Below are 24,139 nucleotides of genomic sequence, written 5' to 3' on the forward strand. Positions count from 1 at the left end.
GTCCTTTCGTTGACCGAAACTCGCCTTGGGTAGGGTAGGTAATCCTAACCTGTAGGTGTCTGTGGTGGACCCCCGGGTTTTCACTGAGTGATCGCGAGGAGCCGTCGGTGGAGTCGAGTGTGCAGTACGCGCTGTCGTGCGCGCAGGCCGGTATGTGGTTCGCACAGCAGCTCGACCCGGAGAACCCGACTTTCGTCACCGGCCAGTGCATCGAGATCGCAGGCCCCCTCGACCCCGATCTCCTCGCCCGGGCCGTGGACCGGGTCGTCGACGAGTCGCCGGAGCTGCGCACTCGCATCGACACCGTCGCCGGCGAGGTGGTCCAGGTGCCCGGCGGATGGCCGGGCACGCCGACGGGCATCGTGACGACCGACGGGCTGGACGCGGCACTCGTCGACATGCGCACCCGGCTGCGGGAACCGATGGACCCCGCCGCGGCGCCCGCATTCGGCGCCACCGTCCACGTTCTCGGCGTGGACCATCACGCGCTGTTCCTGCGCGCCCACCACCTGCTGCTCGACGTCTACGGGTACAGCCTGCTCGGGCGGCGGATCGCCGCGGTGTACAACGCGTTCGCGGCCGGAGCGCAGCCCCCGGCGCCGCGTCTGGACCCGATCGCGAAGGTCGTCGCCGAGGACGCCGCCTACGCCGAGCGGATGGCCGTCGACCGCGACTTCTGGGCCGCGGAACTGCGCGGCGCCCCCGACGCGCCGACCCCCGCGCTCGCCCCGGCTCCACCCGCCTCTGCGGTGGCGTGGCGGCTGCGGCAGCGGGCCGTCACCGTCGGCGCCGAGGTCGGGGACCGGCTCGACGAGATCGGCCGCGCCGCCGGAGGTGGCTGGGTGGACGCGGTCACCGCGGTGATCGCCGCCTATCTGGCCCGGACCACCGGGGAACTCGATGTGACACTGGGCTTCCCCTCGATGAACCGGATGGGAACCGCCGCGGCGAAGGTGCTGACCACCGCGGTCAACATCGCCCCACTGCGGGTTCCGGTCGACCCCGGGGCGGGGGTGGCGACACTGACCGGGGCGGTGCGCGCGGCGATCGCCCGGACCGCACCGCACAGCCGCTACCGCGCCGAGGACATCCACCGCGACCTGCGTCTGCCCGCGACCGCCGCCGGCCCGGTCGGCCCCACGGTCAACATCAAGCCGTTCGGCGACTCGCTGCGCTTCACCGGCGCCACCGCCACGGTGCATTCGCTGGCCCGCGGGCCGGTGCGCGACATCACGTTCGTGGTCCGCCGGCTCGACGACAGCCGTGAGCTCGAGATCCAGATCGACGCCGACGCCGCGCGGTACACCGATGCGGACGTGGAACGGCACGCCACCGGACTGGCCCGGATGCTGGACGCCGCGGTCGGTGCCGACCCTGCCCTCGCCCGGGTGTCGCTCCTCGAACCCTCGTCGCCGCAGTCGGTTCCGTTCGACTGGGCGGGCACGGTCGCCGCCGATGAATGCCCGGACGTGCTGACGCGGTTCGACGAGCAGGTCGGCACCCGACCCGATGCCCCCGCCCTGGTCGCCGGCACCGAGCGGCTGACCTACCGCCACCTCGCCGACCGGGTCGACGCCCTCGCCGCCGATCTCGCGGCCCGTGGGGCCGGACCGGAGTCGCTGGTCGCGCTCGCCCTGCCCCGCACCGCGGATGTGGTGGTGGCGCTGCTCGCAGTGCTGCGTACCGGCGCGGGCTACGTGCCGCTCGACCCGCAGTTCCCCACGGCGCGACTGGAGTACATGCTCGCCGACGCCCGGCCCGCGATCGTGCTGACCGCCGGTGACTTCACGGACCGGGTCGCGGTGCCCGCCGGCACCACGGTCGGCACCGTCGCCGACGGCGTCCCAGCATGGACGGGCGACGGTCGCTCCGCGCGGAGCGCCGGTGCCCCGATCCCCGCGAACACCGCCTACGTCATCTACACCTCCGGTTCCACGGGAAACCCCAAGGGTGTCGTGCTCGATCGGCGGGCACTGGCCCGGTTCGTGCACGCCGCCACCGGCCTCACCGGAATCGACTCCGCCACAAGGCTGCTCGCGGTCACGACGTTGTCCTTCGACATCGCCGTCCTGGAACTGTTCGTGCCGCTGTGCGCCGGTGGCACGGTGGTCCTCGCCGACGAGGACGCCGCGCGCGACCCCGCCGCGCTCGGGTCCCTGCTCGCCACCGAGTCCGTCACCGCGATGCAGGCCACGCCGTCGCTGTGGGGCGCGGTCCTCGACCATCCCGCTGCGGACCTGTCGGCCGTCGCGGTCCTGGTCGGCGGCGAGGCGCTGCCCGCCCCCGTCGCGACCGGTCTCGCTGCCCGCGCCCGCTCGGTGACCAACATGTACGGCCCAACCGAGGCGACCGTGTGGTGCACCAGCGCACCGGTACCCGGGGACCGGGACTGGACCGGGACCATCGGGCGCCCCTACCCGGGCACCGCTGCGGTGGTGCTCGACCGCTTCCTGCAGCCGGTGCCGGTGGGCGTCGTCGGCGAGTTGTACGTCGCCGGAACGCAACTCGCGCGGGGCTACCGGGGCCGCCCCGACCTGACCGCTGCGCGCTTCGTCGCCGATCCGGCCGGTTCGGGCCGGCTGTACCGGACCGGCGACCTGGTGCGCTGGAGCGTCGACGGCCATCTCGAGTACCTGGGTCGTGGCGACGACCAGGTCAAGGTACGCGGACACCGGATCGAGCTCGGCGAGATCGAGACCGTCGCGGCCGCGTTCGACACGGTCGCCGCCGCCGTTGCGGTCGCCCGCCCCGACGCGACCGGGACGATGCACCTGGTCGGCTACGTCACCGCCGTGGACGGCGCGAGCGTGGACGCCGCGGCGCTGCGCGCCCACCTCGCCGACGCCCTGCCCGGCTACATGGTGCCGTCGGTGCTGGTCGTGCTCGACGAGTTCCCGCTCACCCCGAATCTGAAGGTGGACCGAAAGGCGCTGCCTGCACCCGACTTCGGTGGAGTCGACACCGGTCGTCGCGCCGACTCGGACACCGAACGGGCGCTGTCGGCGATGTTCGGTGACCTGCTCGGGCTCGACGCCCCCGGTGTCGACGCGGACTTCTTCACCCTCGGTGGCTCGTCACTGTCCGCGACCCGGCTGCTGGCACGGATCGCGGGCACGCTCGGGGTCGACCTGTCCCTGCGGGACGTGTTCGACACCCCGACCGTCGCCGGACTCGCCACCCTCGTCGAGTCGGCGGCGCCCGCCGCGCCGGTGGTGACCGTCGCGCCACGTGCGGACACGATGCCGCTGTCGGCCGCGCAGCAGCGACTGTGGTTCCTGCACACGGCGAACGGACCGTCCGCGACCTACAACGTGCCGTTCGCACTGCGGATCCGCGGCCGGGTCGACGAGGACGCGCTGGCCCGCGCGCTGGCCGCGGTGGTGACCCGGCACGAGGTGCTGCGCACCGTCGTCGTCGACGCCGACGGATCGGGTGCGGCCCGGATCCTGCCGCCCGGCACCGCGGCGCCGCTGGCCGTCACCGACGTCGCCGCCGCCGATCTCGACGCGGCACTGCGCGAGGCCGCCCGGGTGCCCTTCGACCTGACCGCCGAGATCCCGCTGCGCGCCCATCTGCTGCGCACCGCACCCGAGGACTCGGTGCTGCTGTTGGTGATCCACCACCTGGCCGGGGACGAGTGGTCGGCGGGTCCGCTGCTGGCGGACCTGGCCGCGAGCTACGCCGGCGCCGACCTGCCCGACGATCCCGGCCGCGTCCAGTACGCGGACTTCGCGGTCTGGCAGCACGAGGCCCCGCAGAACCCCACGTCCCTGGACTTCTGGCGGGCGACACTCGCGGGTGCGCCGGAGGAGTTGACGCTGCCGTACGACCGGCCGCGGCCCCCGGTGCCGACGCAGCGCGGCGACGACGTGTGGCTGCACGCCGGCGCGGACGTGCTCGCCGGGTTGCAGGCGCTGACCGCAGCGACCGGCACCACGATGTTCATGGCCGTGCAGGCCGCGGTCGCGGTGCTGCTCGCGAAGGTCGGTGGGGGAGAGGACATCGTGCTCGGCGCGCCCGTCGCCGGTCGCGGTGCCGCCGGGGTGGAGGACCTCGTCGGCCTGTTCGTCGACACCGTCGCCTTGCGGGTCGACCTCGGCGGCGACCCGACCGTCACCGAGGTCCTGAACCGGGTGCGGCGCACCGACCTCGACGCCTTCGCGCACCAGGACACCCAGTTCGAGCACGTCGTCGACGCCGCCGGGGTCACCCGGTCCCTGGCTCGGCACCCGCTGTTCCAGACCCTCGTCCAGCACCGCACCCCGCACGTGGCCCCGACCTTCCCCGGCCTCGACGTCGACCCGTCCTACATCTCCACCGGGACCGCGAAGTTCGACCTCACCTTCGAATTCGTCGAGCTCGGCAGTGATCCCGAGACCGGTGGACTGGACGTCCGGGTCGAGTACGCCCTCGACCTGTTCGATCGCGGTACCGCGGAGGCGCTCGCGCAGCGCCTGCGGGCGGTGCTCGAGACGTTCGCCGTCCATCCCGGCACCGCCGTGCACGCGGTGGACGTGCTGCTGCCCGCCGAGCGGGCCGCGCTCACCGCGCCGGTCGGGACCGCGCCGACCACCCTGCTGCCCGCGCTGCTCGACGACGCCGACCGCGCGTTCGCCGAGCGGGTGGCACTCGTCGCCGGCGGCGCCGAGCACACCTACGGCGACCTCGCCGCGCGCGTGAACCGGTTGGCCCGGGCGCTGATCGGCCGGGGCATCGGACCGGACGCCGTCGTCGCCGTCGCCGCCACCCGCACCGCGGCGACGGTGGTGGCCCTGCGTGCGGTGATCGCCGCCGGTGCCGCCTACCTCCCGGTCGACCCCGGTTACCCGCCCGCCCGGATCGCGCACATGCTCACCGACGCCGCGCCGGCGCTGGTGCTCGTCGACGCGGCCAGTGCCTCGCTGATCGCCCCGCTGGCCGGCAGTGCGCCGATCGTGTCGATCGGTGACCTGGAGTTCGCGGCCGCCGACCTGCCCGCCGGGGCGATCGACGACGCCGAGCGCGCGGTCCCCGTTGACGGCGCGCACCTCGCCTACGTCGTGTACACGTCCGGGTCCACCGGCACCCCGAAGGGGGTGCCGGGCACCGTCCAGGCCCTGACCAACCGGCTGTCCTGGCAGCGTGACCTTTTCGCACCGGTGGATGGGGACGTGCGGCTGGCGAAGAGCTCGCTGAGCTTCATCGACGGTTCCACCGAACTACTGGCCGGGCTCCTGTCCGGGGCCCGCCTCGTGCTCGCCGACGACGAGCGCGCCGGGGACGCGCGCGCGCTCGCCGAAATGATCGCCGCCCACCACGTCACGCAGGTGACCGCGGTGCCGAGCCTGGCCGCCGTCCTCGGCGAACGCGGAGCCGCGGTGGCCGAGCCGCCAAGTCGGGGCGTGCGGACCTGGTTCCTCAGCGGTGAACCGCTCGAGCCGCGGGTGATCGAGGCCCTGGCCGGCGAGGACGTGACCGTCTACAACTCCTACGGGTCCTCGGAAGTCGCGGGTGACGTGAACGTGTGGGCTGCAACGGATCCCGGGCGGGTGCTGATCGGCGCGGCTGTGCCCGGCGTCGCGGAACACGTGCTCGACGCCCACCTGCGCCCGGTACCGGACGGGGTGGTCGGCGAACTGTACGTCGGCGGTGTGCAGCTCGCGCGCGGCTACCTCGGCAGGCCCGACCTGACCGCCGCCCGGTTCGTCGCCGACCCCACCGGAAGTGGCGGACGGCTGTTCCGCACCGGGGATCTGGTGCGGCGCACGAACACCGGCGAACTGGCGTTCGTCTCCCGCGCCGACAACCAGATGAGCCTGCGCGGGTTCCGGATCGAGCCGGGCGAGGTGGAGGCCGCACTGGCCACGCACCTCGCGGTCGACCGGGCACTGGTGATGCTGCGGACCGGGGCAACCGGAGCCGACCAGCTCGTCGGGTACGTGTCGAGGGCCGGATCGGTCGGGAACCCGGGCGATGCCGAGCTGCGCGCACATCTACGGAATCTGCTCCCGGACTACATGATCCCGGCCGCCTTCGTGGTGCTGGACGCGCTGCCGACGCTTCCCAACGGGAAGGTCGACCGGGACGCGCTGCCCGCGCCGACCCGGTCCGAGCAGCGCCGGGAACCGGCCACCGAGACCGAGCGGGCGTTCTGCGCAGCGGTGGCGGACCTGCTCGACCTGCCGTCCGTCGGTCCGGACGAGGACTTCTTCGCGCTCGGCGGCAATTCGCTGCTCGCGACCCGGCTCTCGTCGGCGATCCGCACCCGGATCGGCCGGGAGGTGAGTATCCGGGAGGTCTTCGACCTGCGCACCCCGGCGCGCCTGGCCGCGGAGACATCGGCGGCAGGTACTCGGGCTCCGCTGGTCCGCCGCGACCACGAGGAGTTGTCCCCGATGTCGGCGGCGCAGGGCCGGTTGTGGTTCCTGTTCCAGCTGGAGGGACCGAGCGCGACCTACAACATCCCGTTCACGATGCGACTGCGTGGCCGGGTGGATGTGGACGCGCTGCGCGGCGCGCTGACGCTGCTGCTGACCCTGCACGAGGGCCTGCGCACCGTCTTCACCTCAGGCGAGGGCCACATCGGATGTCAGCGGGTGCTGCCGGTGGCCGATCTCGAGGTGCCGCTGACGGTGACCGACGTGGACGTGGCAGACGTGCCCGCCCGCCTGGCCGACGCGACCGGGTACGCGTTCGACATCGCCACCGACCTGCCGTTGCGGGCGGTGCTGTTGCGCACCTCGCCCGATGACGCGCACCTGATGCTGCTGGTGCACCACATCGCCGCCGACGAGTGGTCGGCGAGGCCCCTGATCGCCGACCTCGCCGCCGCCTACTCGCACCTGTCCGGTGCGGACGTCGCACTGCCCGGGCCGCTTCCGGTGCAGTACCGGGACTTCAGTGCATGGCAGCCCGAGGTGCTCGGCGACCCGGCCGACCCGACGTCTCCGCTGGCCACCCAACTCGACCACTGGGCGTCGGTGCTCGCCGGGCAGCCGGAGGAACTGACGCTGCCGTACGACCGGTCCCGGCCCGCGGTGTCCAGCTACCGCGGCTCCGCGGTCGCGTTCGAGGTGGGGCCGGACACCGTGCGCGCGCTCGACGCCGTGGCCGCTGCGGCCGGGGTCACCCGGTTCATGCTCACCCACGCCGTGGTCGCGGTGCTGCTGCGCGAACTCGGCGCAGGCGACGACGTGGTCGTCGGCTCTCCGGTCGCGGGCCGCTCCGACTCCGCGCTGGAGCGGGTCGTCGGCTTCTTCGTCAACACCCTGGTCCTGCGCACCGACCTCGGGGGCGACCCGACGTTCGCCGAACTGCTCGGTCGCATCCGGGCGGCGGACCTGGACGCCTATGCGCACCAGGACGTTCCGTTCGAGCAGCTGGTGGAGCGGATGGCGCCGGCCCGGTCGTTGTCGCGGCAGCCGCTGTTCCAGGTGCTGGTGCAGTACCGCGACGCGATCGACCCGATCGCGATGGCGGGTCTCGACGCGTCGCCGGTGTTCGTGGAGACGGGTACCTCCAAGTTCGACCTCACCTTCGAGCTCGCCGCATCCGAAGCAGGAGGCTTCCGCGGGCGGATCGAGTACGCGAGCGACCTGTTCGACCACGCGACCGTCGAATCGTTCGCGGAGCGGCTCGCCGCGCTGCTGCGGCAGATCGCCGCCCGCCCCGATGCGCACCTGTCGGCCCTCGACCCGCTGACCGCCGCCGATCGCGCGGCACTCCTCGCGGCCGAGTCGGGGCGGACCGTCGCCCTGGACGACTCGACCCTGCCGGAGCTGTTCTCGCGGCAGGCAGCGACGACACCCGACGCGATTGCGGTGATCGTCGACGAGACCGGGCAGGAGCTGACGTACGCGCAGCTCGACGCCGCGGTCGACGCGCTCGCGGCACAGCTGTCCGGGGCGGCCGGTGGCGTGGTCGCCGTGGCGGTGCGTCGCAGCGCCGCACTGGTCGTGGCGCTGCTCGCGATTCACCGGGCCGGGGCGGCGTACCTGCCGCTCGACGACAGCTACCCGGCGGAACGGCTCGCATACATGGTCGCCGACGCCCAGCCCGCGCTGGTGCTGCTCGGCCCGGGGGTGGCGCCCGTCGAGTACGCCGCGCCGGTACTCGAGATCGACGCCGACGGTCGCGCGTTGCGCGACCCGGCGCCGGCCCGGTCCCGTCCGGCGGTGCGTCCCGACGCGGCCGCCTACCTGCTCTACACCTCCGGCTCCACCGGCCGCCCGAAGGGCGTGCTGGTGTCGCACCGGGCCATCGCGAACCGGCTGGCGTGGACGCAGGCCGAGTACGGTCTGACCCCCGCCGACCGGGTGCTGCAGAAGACCCCGTCCGGATTCGACGTGTCGGTGTGGGAGTTCTTCTGGCCGTTGATCACCGGCGCCACCCTGGTGATGGCGCGGCCCGACGGCCACCGCGATCCGCAGTACCTGCGGGAGGTGATCGACCGGCACGCGGTGAGCACGGTGCACTTCGTGCCGTCGATGCTCGCGGCGTTCCTCGACGCCGTCGCCGAGGCCGGCGGTCCGCGCCCGAAGCCGACGCGAGTGCTGTGCAGCGGTGAGGCGCTCACCCCCGAGCACCGCGACCGCTTCCACGCCCTGATCGACGCGCAGCTGCACAACCTGTACGGCCCGACCGAGGCGGCGGTCGACGTCACCGCCGCGTCGATCGAGGCGCGTCACGAGGACGGGCCGGGGTGGGTGCCGATCGGGCGCCCCGTGTGGAACACCCGGGTGCTCGTCCTCGACGAGCGGCTGCGCCGGGTCCCGCCCGGCGTCGTCGGCGAGCTGTACCTCGGTGGCGTGCAACTGGCCCGCGGCTACCACGACCGTCCGGCGCTGACCGCCGACCGGTTCGTCGCCGACCCGCACGGCCCGGCGGGGGAGCGGCTGTACCGCACCGGAGACCTGGTGCGTTGGCGTGCCACCCCCGACGGCTCGGCCCTCGACTATCTGGGCCGCGCCGACGGGCAGGTCAAGCTGCGCGGCCAGCGCGTCGAACTCGGGGAGATCGAGTCGGTCCTGCTTTCTCACGACTCCGTCGGGCAGGCCGCCGTCGTGGCCCGCTCCGGCCGGCTGTACGCCTACGTGGTGCCGGCAGCGGGCGCCGCGGTGGCGGTCCCGGATCTGCTCGCGGCGGCGTCGATCTCGTTGCCGGACCACATGATCCCGGCCGCGGTCGTGGTGCTCGACGCGCTGCCGCTGTCCGCCAACGGCAAGCTGGACCGCAAGGCGCTGCCGGAACCCGCCCTGCCCGAAGCTGCGGAGCGCCGCGCGCCGGACGGCCCCGCCGAGACGGTGATGTGCGAGCTGTTCGCGGAGGCGCTGCGTCTCGACGAGGTCGGTGCCGACGACGACTTCTTCCTGCTCGGCGGCGACAGCATCATCTCCATCCAGGTGGTGAACGCGGCCGCCCGGCGGGGCGTCACCTTCGGGCCACGGGAGATCTTCCAGTGGCGCACGCCCGCGGCGCTGGCCCGTGTCGCCGCGTTCGAGGCGGGCGGATCGGGCGTCGACGGGGCCGGGAGCGGTCCCCGGGACCCCGCCGACGTCGGGCCGCTCCCGGTGACCGCGCTGGTGCACCGGGCGCGTGAGACCGGGGCCGAGCCCACGGGGATCGGTGCCGTCCTGTCCGTGGCCACCCCGGCCGGCGTCGGCCACGACGACGTGCGGGCCGCGGTCGCCGCACTGATCTCGGCACACGACGCGCTGCGGCTGCGGCTGACCCGGGTGGCGTCGGTGCTGTGGTCGCTCGACACGGCCCCGGCGGCCGATGTCGAGGTGCGCCACCACGAGGTCTCGGCCGACGATCTGGAGCAGCGAATCGCCACGGCCGGAACGGAGTTGGTGGCCGGGCTGGACCCGGAGGCCGGACGGGTGCTCGCGGCCGCGTGGCTCGACAGCGGTGCCGGCACCGGCACGCTGGTGGTCGCGGTGCACGCCTTCGCCGCGGACGGTCGATCGCTGGCCGTGCTGCGCGAGGACCTCGAGGCCGCATTGCGCGGCGGCACGGTGGCGCGTCCGGCGGCGACCGCGCTCGGACTCGCGCACCGGATCAACGAACGGGCCCAGGACCCCGCGTTGATGGGCGAGCTCACGCACTGGGCCCAGGTGCTCGCACCGGGCGGCTCGTTGCGCATCGGTGCGCCCGCGCTGCCACCGATGGGCGCCCGGGTGACGGTCGTGGTCGCCGCGGAGGCGACGACGGTGCCGGACCCCGATCGGGAGGCGCTCGCTCTGACGGCCCTGACCGTCGCGGTCGAGTCCTGGCGCGGGGCAGGCGCAGAGCTGACCGTGGAGCTGCCGCGGGAGGCACTCGCAGACGGCGCGGAGGAGCCCGACAGCGCGCGTACCGTCGGCCCGTTCGAGGTCGGGGTGCCGGTGCGCGTCGCGGATGCGGCAACTGAATCCGTGCGGGCCGCGCTCGCCGCAGTGCCGTCGGCCGCCGGGTACGCCCTGCTCCGCTACCTCAATGCGCAGACCGCGCCCGTGTTCGCGGCCCTGGCCCGCCCCGAGGTGAGCCTGCGGGTGGTCGATGCCGCCGATCCGGCGCCGGCCGTGGTCGATCCCCGCGTGCTGGACGTTGTCGTCACCTTCGGCGAATCGACCGCGACGGTGCGGGTCGACCACGACACCGCCCAGGTGACCGAGGTGGACGCTCGCACGATTGCAGACGCGGTGGCGTCGGCAATCGGGGCGATCGACCGGGTGGGATTGAGTACCGTCCACTAGTTTGGATAGGCTAACCAGAATTTGTGGCCGGTCGACCTGTCCGGCGCGGCGCGAGATGGTGGAGAGAAATACAGTGCAGTCGGCGTATCCGGTGACAGCGGCCCAGCGCAGCATCTATTTCGGCCACCAGCTGGATTCCGTCGGCCACCTCTACAACACCGGCATGTACACCGAGACGGTCGGGGAGTTCGACCTCGATCGCGTCCTGACGTCGATCAAGGGGGTGCTCGACCAGGCCGAAACGCTGCACGTGAACTTCGACGTGGACCCCGACGGCGTCCTGGTGCAGATCCCGCGCGCCGATCGGGACTGGCAGGTCGAGGTGCTCGACCTGCGCGCCGAGGCCGACCCGGAGGCAGCGTCGGCGGCATGGATGCAGTCGGCGATGGCGACCCCCGTCGATCTCGCCACGGATCTGCTGTTCACGTTCGCCGTGCACCTGCTCGGCGACGAGAAGATGCGGATCTACCAGCAGTACCACCACATCGTGAACGACGGCATCGGTATCGCGCTGGTCCTCGCCCGGATCGCCCGCGCCTACTCGGAGGGGGCGGTCCCGGACCTGTCCGTCGAGTGGGCGCTCGAGCGTTTCGTGCAGGCCGACCTCGAGTACACCGGCGGGCAGCAGATCGACGCCGACCGCGAGCACTGGCTCACCGAACTCGGCGACCTGCCGCCCGTCCCGCGGCTGATCGAGGCCGAGCATCCGCCTGCCCCCGGCGTCACCCACACCACCGTCACCGTCGACACCGACCAGCGCGCCCGCCTGGACGCCTACGCCAAGGCGCACGGACTGCGCCTGCCCGTCCTGATGATCGGCCTGCTCGGCGCCTACGTCGCCCGCGCCACGAACACCTCCGACGTGGTGCTGTCGATGCCAACCACGGCACGCGGAAGCCGGGACCTGCGGACGATCCCCGGCATGGTCGCCAGCGTGCTGCCGATGCGGTTCGACGTCCCCGCGCACGCCCGCATCGCCGACGTCGCGGCCGCCGTCGACACCAAGACCTGGGCGCTGCTCAAGCACGGCCGCTACCGCGGCGAGCACATCGGCGCGGCCCTCGCGGCCCGTGATCCGCACTGGCGTCCGCCGGCCGTCGGCGTGAACATCATGCCCACCTCGACCTCGCGGCACGTGATCGGTCGCGAGTCCGATGCCCACATGCTCGCTTCCGGCCCGGTCGGCGAGCTCGAGTTCATCGTGCTGCTGCACAAGTCCGGGCAGCCGATCGAGATCGGCCTCCGCAGCCACCCCGGCAACGCGGAGCGATGCGCCGAGATCGCCGACGCGCTCAGCGATTTCGTCGACGCATTTCTCTCCGACGTCGACGAGCCGGTGTGGTCGCTGCCCGCAGGCGCGCCCGTCTCCACCACACCCCACGACGAGGACGGCACCGGACCGCTGGCGCTGCCGACCGCGCTCGCCAAGCGACGCGACGCGCAGGTGCCGGTCACCGCGACGCTGCGCAGCCTGCGGATCCCGGCGCCCGAGAACCTGACCCGCGACCAGCTGGTGGCGGCGGTCGACGCCGTCGTCACCCACCACCACGCCCTGCGCGCCACGCTCACCGCCCCGGCCCCGATCCTGTGGCTGCTCGCGGTGCCCGACACCGTCGACGCCGCATCGCTCGTCCACACCTGCGACCTGGACCCCGGCGCGGCGATCGACGAACTGACCGCGCTCGACGGGGTTGTGCCCGACCCGGCGGCCGGCCGCGTCCTGAGCGTGGCCTGGGCGACCGGCGGGGCCGGCGAACTGGTGCTGCTCGCACCCGCCGGCCTGATCGACGAACGATCCTGGGACGTCGTCGCCGAGGACGTCGCCACCGCACTGCGGGCAATGCACCGGGGCCGCCCGGTGACCCTGCCCGCCGTCGCGGTCTCGCTCAAGACCCACGCTCAGCGATTCGCCGCCGAGGCCGCTGCGCCGACCCGGCTCGCCGAGCTGACGACCTGGATGTCGGTCCTCGCGCCCGGCGCCGACCTGGTGTCCCCGACGGCAGTGTCCACGACCGCGACGGGCGCGGCTTCCGGTGTCGACGTGACACTCTCGGCCGCCGAGTTCGCCGCCGCCACCGCGGCGGTGCCCGCCCTCGTGAAGGGGGCCGCCGCCGACGTGTGGGCCGCGGCCGTCGCACTGGCCGTCGCCCGCTGGGACGAGCGCGCCGCCGGCGCCACGGAACTGTCCGTCGACCTCTGGCACGACGGACGTGAGGGCGACGACCTCAGCCGCACCGTCGGACCGCTGGACTGGACCGCACCCGCGCGCCTCGTGCTCGAGGACGACCCGCTCGGTGCCCTACGGGCGGCGAAGGAACGGATCCGCTCCGCCGGCTCGGTCGGTTGGCCGATGCTGCGGTACGCCAACGTCCAGGCCGGACCCGCCCTGGCCGCGCTGCCCGCGCCACAGGTGTCGATCCGCACCGGAGGAGACCGGATCGCCGGTGGCGTCCTCGACGTGTGCATCCGGCCCGACGGGAACGGCGGGGCGCGTGTGCGTTTCGAGTCCGATCGCGGACTCGGCGACGCGGCACTCGAGCGGCTGGCGGAGCTGTGGGGCGAGGCGGTGGCCGACCTCGTCGCGCTCGCCGAGGGCGGCACCGGTTCCGCCCGGCTGACCCCGTCCGACCTGCGGCACATCGACCTGAGTCAGGACGAGATCGACCGCATCGAGGCCGTCAGTCCCGTGCTGGTCGAGGACATCTGGCCGCTGTCCCCGCTGCAGCGGGGTCTGTTCTTCCAGTCCGTCTTCGACGCCGCCCAGGACATCTACACCGCGCAGTTCTCCCTCGATTTCGGGCACCGCATCGACATCTCCCGGATGCGTGCTGCCGCCGCCGCACTGCTGGACGAGAACCCCACGGTACGAGCAGGTTTCACCAACGACGGGCTGGCGGAGCCGGTGCAGTTCATCGGCACCGGCGTCGAGGTCCCGTTCACGGAGGCGGACCTGTCCGACCTGCCGGCCGATGCGCAGGAGGCCCGCGCCCAGGAACTGATGGCCGCCGACCGCGCCCGGCCGTTCGACCTGGCGGCGCCGCCGCTGTGGCGGATGCTGCTGATCCACCTGGGCGGCGGTGTCGACCGCCTGGTGGTCAACCGGGAGTTCATCCTGTGGGACGGCTGGTCCGGTGCCCTGTTCGTGGACCAGCTGCTCGCCCGGTACGCGGGGGAGCAGGTGACCGCACCCGAGGCCGGTTTCACCGACTACCTCACCTGGCTGGCCGCCCGGGAGCCCGACGCCGCGGCCGCCGCCTGGCGCGCCGCCTTCGCCGGCTTCGACACCCCCACCCTGGTCGCCGGATCGACCAAGGGCCGGTCCCCGGTGGTGCCGACGCGGATCGAGTCGTACGTCGACGAGGACCTGACCGCTGCGCTGCGCGAACGAGCGCGCACCAGCGGAGTCACGTTGAACGCGTTGATGAATGCGGTGATGGGTCTGCTGCTGTCGGCCGAATCCGGTCGCACCGACGTGGTGTTCGGTTCGACCGTGGCCGGCAGGCCCACCGAGATCGTCGGCCTCGACCGGGTGCTCGGCATGTTCCTGAACACCGTGCCCGTGCGGGTCGCCCTGCGGCCGGACGAGACCCTCGCCGAGCTGCTGCGGCGGATGCAGGACGAGTACGTCGATCGGATGGAGCACGAGTACCTGGGCCTCGGCGAGATCCAGCGCGCAACCGGGCACGCGGAACTGTTCGACACGCTGTTCGTGCTGCAGAACTTCAAGAACGCGTCCGAGATGGCCGCGCAGTCCGCCAAGCACGACATCGTCGCCGAGGACAGCCTCGACCACACCCACTACCCGCTGGCGGTGGTGGTCTCCCCGGGCGAGCGACTGCACGTCAAGATCGACTACCGCCACGACGTGGTCGACGCCGTTCGGGCCCACGGCCTGCACGACCGGTTCGTGAACCTGCTGGAAATCGTTGCCCGCGAAGGTGAGCGGCTCGTCGCGTCGGTCCCGGCCCGCAGCGCCGGGGAGACGGCCGCGGCCCGGACCGCGTGGGCCACGCCGCTGCCCGCCGTCGAGGACGCCACGATCGCCGAGATGCTGATCGCGAAGGCGGCACAGATCCCGGACGAGACCGCGCTCGTGTTCGAGGGGGAGCAGGTCACTTACGGACAGTTGGCCCGCCGGGTCGAGGGCCTGGCCCGGCACCTGATCGGGCGCGGCGCCGGGCCGGAGGTCGTGGTGGCACTCGGGCTGCCGCGCACCGTCGACATGGTGGTCGCCCTGTTCGCGGTGCTCCGCGCCGGCGCCGCCTACCTGCCGCTCGAACTGGACCAGCCCGACGAGCGGTTGAAGGTGGTGCTCGCGGACGCCCGGCCGGCCCTCGCCGTCACCACCACCGCGGTCGCGGTGCGGCTCGACCTCGACCCCGACACCGCGATCCGGCTCGACGAGCCGCGCGACTGGGACGAGAAGGGGCTCACGGACGCCGAACTCGGCGCGTTCGCGCCCGGCAAGCCGCACCGGCTCGATCACCCGGCGTACGTCATCTACACCTCCGGGTCCACCGGGAAGCCGAAGGGCGTGGTCACCCCGTACCGGGGCCTGACCAACATGCAGCGCAACCACCAGGACGAGATCTTCGACCCGGTCGTCGCGAGCGTCGACGGCCGCCGGATGCGGGTCGCGCACACAGTCTCCTTCGCGTTCGACATGTCCTGGGAGGAGCTGCTCTGGCTCGTCGAGGGCCACGAGGTGCACATCTGCGACGAGGACCTGCGCCGCGACGCGCAGGCCCTGGTGCGGTACTGCGACCGTGAGCGGATCGACGTCGTCAACGTGACACCGACCTACGCCACCGCACTGTTCGCGGAGGGCCTGCTCGACGAGGGCCCCGGTCCGGACGGCGCCGCCGCGCACCGGCCGCCGCTGGTGCTGCTCGGTGGCGAGGCAGTACCGGACTCGGTGTGGAACCGGTTGCGCGACACCGACGGAACCCTCGGTTACAACCTGTACGGGCCGACCGAGTACACCATCAACACCCTCGGTGCCGGCACCGACGACAGCGCCACCCCCACCGTCGGGACCCCGATCCGGGCCACCCACGGCCACATCCTCGACCCGTGGCTCCGGCCCGTCGTCGACGGCGTCGCCGGTGAGCTGTACATCTCCGGTGCCGGACTGGCGCGCGGCTACCTCGGTCGCGTGGACATCACCTCGGACCGGTTCGTCGCGAACCCGTTCGAGCCCGGCAAGCGGATGTACCGGACCGGGGACTTCGTGCGCCGCCGCGCGGACCATGCGAGCGGAGCGACGGGGGGATTCGGCGGAGTCATCGACTACCTCGGCCGCATCGACGACCAGGTCAAGATCCGCGGCTACCGCGTCGAACTGCACGAGATCGAGTCGGTGATCGAGGCGCACCCGGCGGCGGCCTCCGCGGCCGTGGTCGCGGTCGACGACCCGCTGGTGTCGGGAATGAAACGGCTTGCCGCATACGTGGTTCCGGCATCCGGCGACGGCGACGTCGCCGGTGTGCTGCTCGACCACCTGCGTGCGCAGCTGCCCGACTACATGGTGCCGGCCAGCCTGCAGGCGATCGACGCGATCCCGATGACCGTCAACGGCAAGCTGGACGCGAAGGCGCTCCCGGCCCCGGAGATGCGGGCCACCGCCGGCAGCCGCGAACCGGAGACCGAGGCGGAGCGGGTGCTGTGCGCCCTGTTCGCCGAACTGCTCGGCCTGGAGAAGGTCGGTGCCGACGACGACTTCTTCGAGCTCGGCGGCCACTCGATGATCGCGATGCGCGTGGTGAGCCGGGTGCGGGCGGAGTTCGACGTGCAGCTGACCATTCGGGACCTGTTCGACGCCCGGACCCCCGCCCAGATCGCCCGCCTGCTCCCGGCCGCGGCGAGCGCGCTGCCCGCGATCACCGCAGGCCCGCGCCCCGACCGAATCCCGCTGTCCGCGGCGCAGGAACGACTCTGGATGCTGGCGCAGGTCTCCGGTGGGGCGAGCGGAGCGACGGGGGGTGTCTCCGAGAGCCTGGCCTACCACTACGCGCACGTCGCACGCCTGGACGGCGCGGTGGACACAGACGCACTCGCCGCCGCGGTGCGCGACCTGACCGCCCGGCACGAGAGCCTGCGCACCGTCGTCGCCGTCACCGACGGCGAGCCGCACCAGGTGATCCTGCCCGCGGGTGGTGACCTCGAGGTCGTGGACGTCACCGCCGACACGGTCGACGCCGTCGCATTCGAGCGGCTGACCGCGAACTTCGACCTGCGCACCGACGTGCCGCTGCGGGTCGGCCTGCTGAGGGAGGGGCCGGAGCGGTCCGTGATCGTGGTGGTGCTGCACCACATCGCCACCGACGAGTGGTCCGACGCGCCGCTGCTCGGCGACCTCACCCGGGCCTACCTCGCCCGCACCCGCGGTGCGGCGCCGGACTGGACCCCGTTGCCGGTGCAGTACGCCGATTACGCGCTGTGGCAGCGGGACGTGCTCGGCGAGAAGGGGGTCGAGGGACAGCTCGTGTACTGGCGCACGGCGCTGGCGGGCCTGCCCGAGGAGATCACGCTGCCCACCAGCCGCCCGCGGCCGGTGGCACCGACCGGTCGGGCCGGCAACGCCACGGCCGTCCTCGGGGCGGATGTGGCGCGCCGGTTGCGGGAGATCGCCGAATCCCACGGCGGCACCATGTTCATGGCACTGCACGCGGTCACCGCGGCGGTGCTGTCGAGGCTCGGCGCCGGCGACGACGTCGTGGTCGGCAGCCCCGTGTCCGGCCGGTCCGACAGCGCGCTCGACGACCTCGTCGGCTTCTTCGTCGGCACCGTCGTGCTGCGCACCGACCTGTCCGGCGACCCGAGCTTCGGCGACCTGGTGGACCGGGTGCGGGAGGCCGACCTCGCGGCGATGTCGCATCAGGACGTGCCGTTCCAGCGACTCGTGGAGGAGTTCGCCCCGGCCCGCGTGGAGGGCCGCAACCCGCTGTTCCAGGTGATGGTCAGCTACCTCCAGCGTCCGGCGGTGCTGCCCGACCTGCTCGGGGTGCCCACGACCTGGGAGCAGCTGTCCAACGTCCGGGCCAAGTTCGATCTGAACGTCACGTTCGTCGAGGCACCCGACACCGGGGACGTCACGGTCGTCGCGGAGTACGCGACCGACCTGTTCGACCACCCGGTGGTCGAGATGATCCTGTCGGTGCTGCAGCGCGCCGCCGCCGACGTCGCTGCGGATCCGGCGGTGCGGCTCGCCGACCTGTCCCTGCTCGACGCGGACCAGCAGCGGCGCAGGCTGACGCAGGGCGTCGGGGAGACCGCGGCGTACGAGGACGTCACCCTCGCCGAGATGCTGTCGCGGGGAGCCGAACTCGACCCCACCGCGATGGCCCTGACGTCCGGGGACGAGGCGGTGACCCACGCCGACCTCGACACCCGCTCCAATCGCCTGGCCCGGCTGCTGATCGCCGACGGCGCCGGCCCCGGTGAGCTCGTCGCGGTCGCGGTACCCCGCTCGATCGACCAGGTCGTCGCGATCCACGCGGTCGTCAAGTCCGGTGCGGCGTACCTGCCGATCGACACCGGCCTGCCCGCCGCGCGGATCGAGTACCTCCTCGGTGATGCGAACCCGGTGCGGGTGCTGGCCACCGCGGCCACGACGTTGCCCGGTGCGTCCGCGCGCACCGACCTGGGCGACCCGGCGGTGCGGGCGCGCCTCGCGGACCTGTCGGATGCGCCGGTGACCGACGCCGACCGGCGCGGACCGCTCACCCCCGCACATCCGGTGTACGTCATCTATACGTCCGGTTCCACGGGAAACCCGAAGGGCGTCGTGGTCGCCCACCGGTCGGTGGTGAACCGGCTGCGCTGGGTCGAGGACCGGCTGCCGCTCGAGGTCACCGACCGGGTGGTGCTCAAGACGCCGGCGACGTTCGACGTGTCGGTGTGGGAACTGTTCTGGCCCACCGTCACCGGCGCCACCACGGTGGTGGCCGGGCCCGACGACCACCGTGATCCCGCCGCCCTGGTGCGGTTGCTGCAGGAGCAGTCGGTGACCGTCGCGCACTTCGTGCCGTCGATGCTCGAGGAGGTGCTCTCCGAATCCGGCTTCGCCGGGACGAACCTGCGCCGCGTGGTGTGCTCAGGTGAGGCGCTGCAGTACCGGACCGTCGAGCGGTTCGCGGCCGCGCTGCCCGCCGCCACGATCGACAACCTGTACGGCCCCACCGAGGCGGCCGTCGAGGTCACCCTCGCCCCGGACCTGTCCTCGCGCGCCGGCGCCGTCGGCGCCTGCGAGATCGGTGGACCGGGCACCAATGTCGCGCTCTACGTGCTGGACTCGCGGCTGCGACCGGTTCCGTCCGGGGTGTCCGGCGAGCTGTACCTCGGCGGCGTGCAGGTCGCCGACGGCTACCTCGGCCGGCCCGCGCTGACGGCCGATCGCTTTGTTGCAGACCCGTACGGAAAGCCGGGTACCCGGCTGTACCGCACCGGCGACCTGGTGCGCTGGGCGGCATCCGGTGAGCTCGAGTACCTCGGCCGGATCGACGACCAAGTCAAGATTCGCGGCCTGCGCATCGAACTCGGCGAGGTCGAGACGGCACTCGAGGCGCGTCCGTCGGTGGCGCGTGCCGTCGCGGCGGTGGCGGAGAACTCAGGCGGTGCGCCCGTCCTCGTCGGGTACGTGGTGCCCGCGACCGGCGCCGCCCTCGATCCCGCCGCGCTGCGCGGCGAGCTCGTCGGAGTGATCCCGGACCACCTGGTCCCGGCGGTGATCGTGGCGATCGACAGCGTCCCCGTCAGCTTCAACGGCAAGCTCGACCGGAAGGCGCTGCCGCGGCCCGCCTTCGATGCCGTCGCCGAGTCGCGGGCCCCGCGCACGGAGCTCGAGGAACGGGTGTGCGCGCTGTTCGCCGAGGCGCTTGGTGTGGAGTCCGTCGGCATCGACGACGACTTCTTCGCGCTCGGCGGGCACTCGCTGACCGCGATCCGTCTGGTGAACGCACTGCGCTCCGAGCTCGGGGTGGATCTGCCCGTGCGGGCAGTGTTCGAGGCGCCGACCGTGGCCCGGCTGGCGCCGCTCGCGCAGCGCGCGCAGGGCGGCGGACGTCCGGAACTGGTCGTCGGCGAGCGACCCGCGGTGCTGCCGCTGTCGTACGCGCAGCAGCGCATGTGGATCCTGGACCGTCTCGGCGCCGACGGCGGCGCCTACAACGTCCCGATCTCGTGGCGGGTGTCCGGATCGGTGGACGGCGTCGCGCTGGCGGAAGCGGTGCGGGACCTGATGATCCGCCACGAACCGCTGCGCACCGTCTTCCCGGAGGTCGCCGGACAGCCGCAGCAGGTGATCCTGCCCGCCGACGACGTCGAGGTGGACCTGGAGCGGCGCAGCGTCCGCGCCGAGGACGTCGCCGCCGCGACCGCGGAGGCCGCCCGGTACCGATTCGACCTGGAAACGCAGGCACCGGTGCGGGTCTCGGTGCTCGAGACCGACGAGGCCACCGTTGTGGTGCTGGTGATCCACCACATCGCGACCGACGAGTGGTCCACCCGGGCGCTGCTGACCGACCTGATGACCGCGTATGCGCTGCGGCAGGCCGGTCGCGCCCCGCAATGGGAACCGCTGCCGGTGCAGTACGCCGACTTCACCCTGTGGCAGCGGGACCTGCTCGGTGACGGCGCCGATGAGGAGAGCGTCGCCGCCCGCCAGGCCGGGTACTGGCGGCAGACCCTCGCCGGGCTGCCCGAGGAACTGACCCTGCCCACCGACCGCACCCGGCCCGCGCGATTCGGCTATCGGGGCGGTGCGGTGTACCTCGCGCTGGAGCCCGATGTGGTCACCGGACTCCGTGAGGTCGCCCGTGCCCACGGGGTGAGCATGTTCATGCTCGTGCAGGCCGCGGTCGCGGTGCTGCTGCACAAGTCCGGTGCGGGCACGGACATTCCGATCGGCACGCCGGTGTCGGGTCGCGGGGACAGCCGGCTCGAGGATCTGGTCGGCTTCTTCCTCAACACCCTCGTGCTGCGCACCGACCTGTCCGGCGACCCCACCGTGGGCGAGTTGCTCGGGCGGATCCGCGAGACCGACCTGGAGGCGTTCGAGAACCAGGACCTGCCGTTCGAGCAGGTCGCCGACGCGGTTCTCGGCGCGGGTGCCCGCTCGCGGTCGATGCATCCGCTGTTCCAGACCATGGTCGTCTACCTCACCGAGCCGAACCCCGGAGAGGGATTCGGCGGGGACGCCGGCCTGACGCCGGAGCCGATCGAGGTCACCACCGCGAAGTTCGACCTGTCCTTCGACTTCGTGGAGTACGCAGGCACCGACACCGTCGTCGGCATGGTCGAGTACAGCTCTGACCTGTTCGACCGGAGCACCGCGGAAAGGCTCGCCGCCGGACTCGCGCAGGTGCTGCGGGAGCTGGCCACCCGGCCCGCCGATCACCGGCTCGCGCAGATCGACGCGATCCCGGCCGCGGACCGGGAGGCGACGACCCGGCGGTGGAACACCAACCCGATGGACGTACCGGCCACCACCGTGCCCGCCCTGTTCGCCGACGCCGCCCAGCGGTACCACGCCGAGGCGGCCCTGTTCGCCGGAGGCGACGAGTGGACGTTCGGGGAGCTCGCGCAGCGGGTGTACCGGCTCGCCCGCCTGCTGATCGCGCACGGTGTCGGACCGGAAGTGCCGGTGGCGCTGATGCTTCCGCGCACCGATGATGCGTTGACCGCGATGCTGGCGGTGCTCACCGCGGGCGGTGCGTACCTCGCGTGCGACCCGCAGGCCCCGGCCGCGCGGACCGCGGCGATCTTCGCGACGAGCACACCCGTGCTGGTGCTGACGACCGCGGCGCTGGCCGCGCAGGTTCCGGCCACCGGCGCCGCGGTGCTGGAACTCGACGACGCCGATCTTGTTGCGAGAGTGGCGGAGCAGGACCCGGCGCCGGTCAGTGACCGTGACCGGATCGCGCCGCTGCGCGCGGAGCACCCCGCGTACGTCGTGCACACCTCCGGTTCCACCGGCGTGCCGAAGGCCGTCGTCGCGCTGCACCGCGGCCTGGTGACCTTGTTCCACAGCCACCGCACCGACCTGTACCGGCCGACCCAGCGCCGGTCCGGGCGGGAGCGGCTGCGGGTCGGACACGCCTGGTCGTTCGCGTTCGACGCGTCCTGGCAGCCGCAACTGTGGCTGCTCGACGGACATGCGCTGTGCCTCGTCGACGAGGTGACCCAGCGGGACCCGCGGAAGATGTTGCTGCAGGCGCAGACCCAGGAATGGGACTTCGTCGAGGTCACCCCCTCGCACCTGGCCCAGCTGATCGACGCCGGTCTGCTCGACGGCGACCGGGTGCCCGCCTCGCTCGGCTTCGGCGGCGAGGCCGTCGCCCAGCCGCTGTGGGATCGCCTGCGCGCACTCGGGGGTACCGAGTCGTACAACCTGTACGGACCCAGCGAGAGCACCGTCGACGCGCTCGTGGCGCGATCGTCCGACAGTGCCGTCCCGGTCGCCGGCCGGCCCGTCGGCAACACCCGTGCCCACATCCTGGACGCGTGGCTGCGGCCGGTTCCGATCGGCGTGGAGGGCGAGCTGTACCTCTCCGGGGACGGCCTGGCACGCGGTTACGGGGGCGAATCCGGCCGCACTGCCGAGCGTTTCGTCGCCGACCCGTTCGGTGCGCCGGGCGCCCGGATGTACCGCACCGGCGACCGGGCACGGTGGCTGGCCGGTGACGAGGAGCACGGCCTTGCCGGTTCGATCCAGTACCGGGGCCGCAGCGACGATCAGGTCAAGGTGCGCGGGTACCGCATCGAACCGGCGGAGGTTGAGGCCGCGTTGCTCGCGGATCCGGCCGTCGCCGACGCCGTGGTGCAGGCCCGGACCGACACCGGATCGGCGGTGCTGGTCGCCTACCTGGTCGCGGCGGGACCGGACCTCGACGTGGCGGCCCTGCGGCGCCGCGTGAGCGCGGTGCTGCCGGACTACATGGTGCCGTCCGCGTTCGTGGTGCTGCCCGCACTGCCCACCCTCCCGAACGGCAAGCTCGACCGGTCCGCGTTGCCGCGCCCGGAGATCCGGTCGGCCGGTGACCACCGCGCACCGAGCACCGCGACGGAGAAGCTGCTGTGCCGCCTCGTCGCCGAGCAGCTCGGTGTCGAGCGGGTGGGCGTCGATGACGACCTGTTCGCGCTCGGCTGCGACAGTATCGGCGTGATGGCACTGCTGAGCCGCCTGCGGGCGGTGGGTATCGACGCCGAGGCGGCACAGGTGTTCGCGGCGGCGTCGCTCGGTGATCTCGCTGCCGACCTGGACCAGACCGGAATTCACTCGTGAACGACTGCACGACCCCGTATCACCACACGAACCCGTGTCACCACACGAACCCGTGTCACCACACGATCAAGGGCAGGACGAAGGGAAAGAAGATGAACACTCGATGGACCCGACGGATCGGCGCCGCGCTCGCGGCCGCGACCGTCATGCTCGGTGTGGCCGCGTGCGGTTCGGACTCCGACACCACCGACACCACGACGACCGGTGCCTCCGATGCCGCGCAGTTCCCGGTGACGGTGTCCGGCAAGTTCGGTGACTCGACCGTCGAGGCGGCGCCCACCCGTGCCGTGCCGCTGTCCCCGCAGGACGCCGACATCCTGCTCTCGCTCGGCGTGACGCCGGTCGCGATCCCCGTCGACGCCCAGAACCGTGCCGCCACCGGTGGATCCGGGATCTGGCCGTGGCAGAAGGAGGCGTTCGGCGCCACCACCCCCGAGACCCTCGACATGGACACCGGAGCCGACTCGATCGCCGAGAAGCTGGCCGTCCTGCAGCCCGACATCATCGTGTCCACCGGATTCTGGGGACTCGACCAGTCCACCTTCGACCAGCTGAACGCGCAGTTCCCGGTCGTGCACTTCGACACCAAGGCCAACGGCGAGCCGTGGCAGAACTCGACCCGCAAGATTGCCACCGCCCTCGGGATCCCGGAGAAGGCGGAGCAGGTGATCGCGGACGCCGAGAAGCGCCTCGCGGACGCCAAGGCGGCCAACCCGACTATCGCAGGCAAGACCTACAACGCGGTGATCGGCGACACCGGCGGACAGCTGTCCGTGCTCGCCTCCGACGAGCGCGGCATCGGCCAGTTCCTCACCTCGCTCGGTCTGGTGCTCAGCCCGTACGCGACGACGCTGCCCGTCGATGCCGACGGTCGCGGCGTGCTGTCCTACGAGAACATCAGCGAGATGAACGCCGATGTGCTGTTCGTGGTCTCGCCGACCGGTGACCTCGGCTACCTGACCAAGTTCGCGGCCTGGAACGAGCTTCCCGCCGTGAAGGAGGGCGCCGTGGTGTCCCTGGCACGCAACACCGGTCTGCCGAACGCGATCGGCTTCCCGTCGGCGCTCTCGCTCGGCTGGGCCACCGATCAGGTCATGCCGCTGATCGCCGACGCGGTCGCCAAGGGCGACGCGAGCTGATC

The 24,139-nt window shown here is 72.8% G+C and carries 3 protein-coding genes; all 3 read left to right on the plus strand.

Features of this window, described 5'->3' with window-relative positions; translation table 11 throughout:
- Positions 1–107 precede the first annotated feature (107 nt).
- The 3 genes from ACWDU4_RS20965 to ACWDU4_RS20975 all read left to right on the plus strand — a co-directional run bounded on the left by ACWDU4_RS20965 (position 108) and on the right by ACWDU4_RS20975 (position 24,137).
- The gene (locus ACWDU4_RS20965; protein WP_450115848.1) at positions 108–10,715 is read left to right on the plus strand and encodes an amino acid adenylation domain-containing protein; all 10,608 of its coding nucleotides are present in this window, start codon (positions 108–110) and stop codon (positions 10,713–10,715) included.
- A 73-nt stretch (positions 10,716–10,788) separates the two neighbouring features.
- Positions 10,789–22,998 carry an amino acid adenylation domain-containing protein gene (locus tag ACWDU4_RS20970; RefSeq protein WP_450115849.1) on the plus strand — a complete coding sequence of 4,070 codons (12,210 nt, stop codon included), beginning with the start codon at positions 10,789–10,791 and terminating at the stop codon, positions 22,996–22,998.
- Between the two features lie 92 nt (positions 22,999–23,090).
- On the plus strand, positions 23,091–24,137 hold the full coding sequence (locus ACWDU4_RS20975; protein ID WP_450115850.1) for an ABC transporter substrate-binding protein: 1,047 nt from the start codon (positions 23,091–23,093) through the stop codon (positions 24,135–24,137).
- The last annotated feature ends 2 nt before the right edge of the window (positions 24,138–24,139 follow it).

The sequence above is a fragment of the Rhodococcus sp. NPDC003348 genome (genome assembly GCF_053589375.1).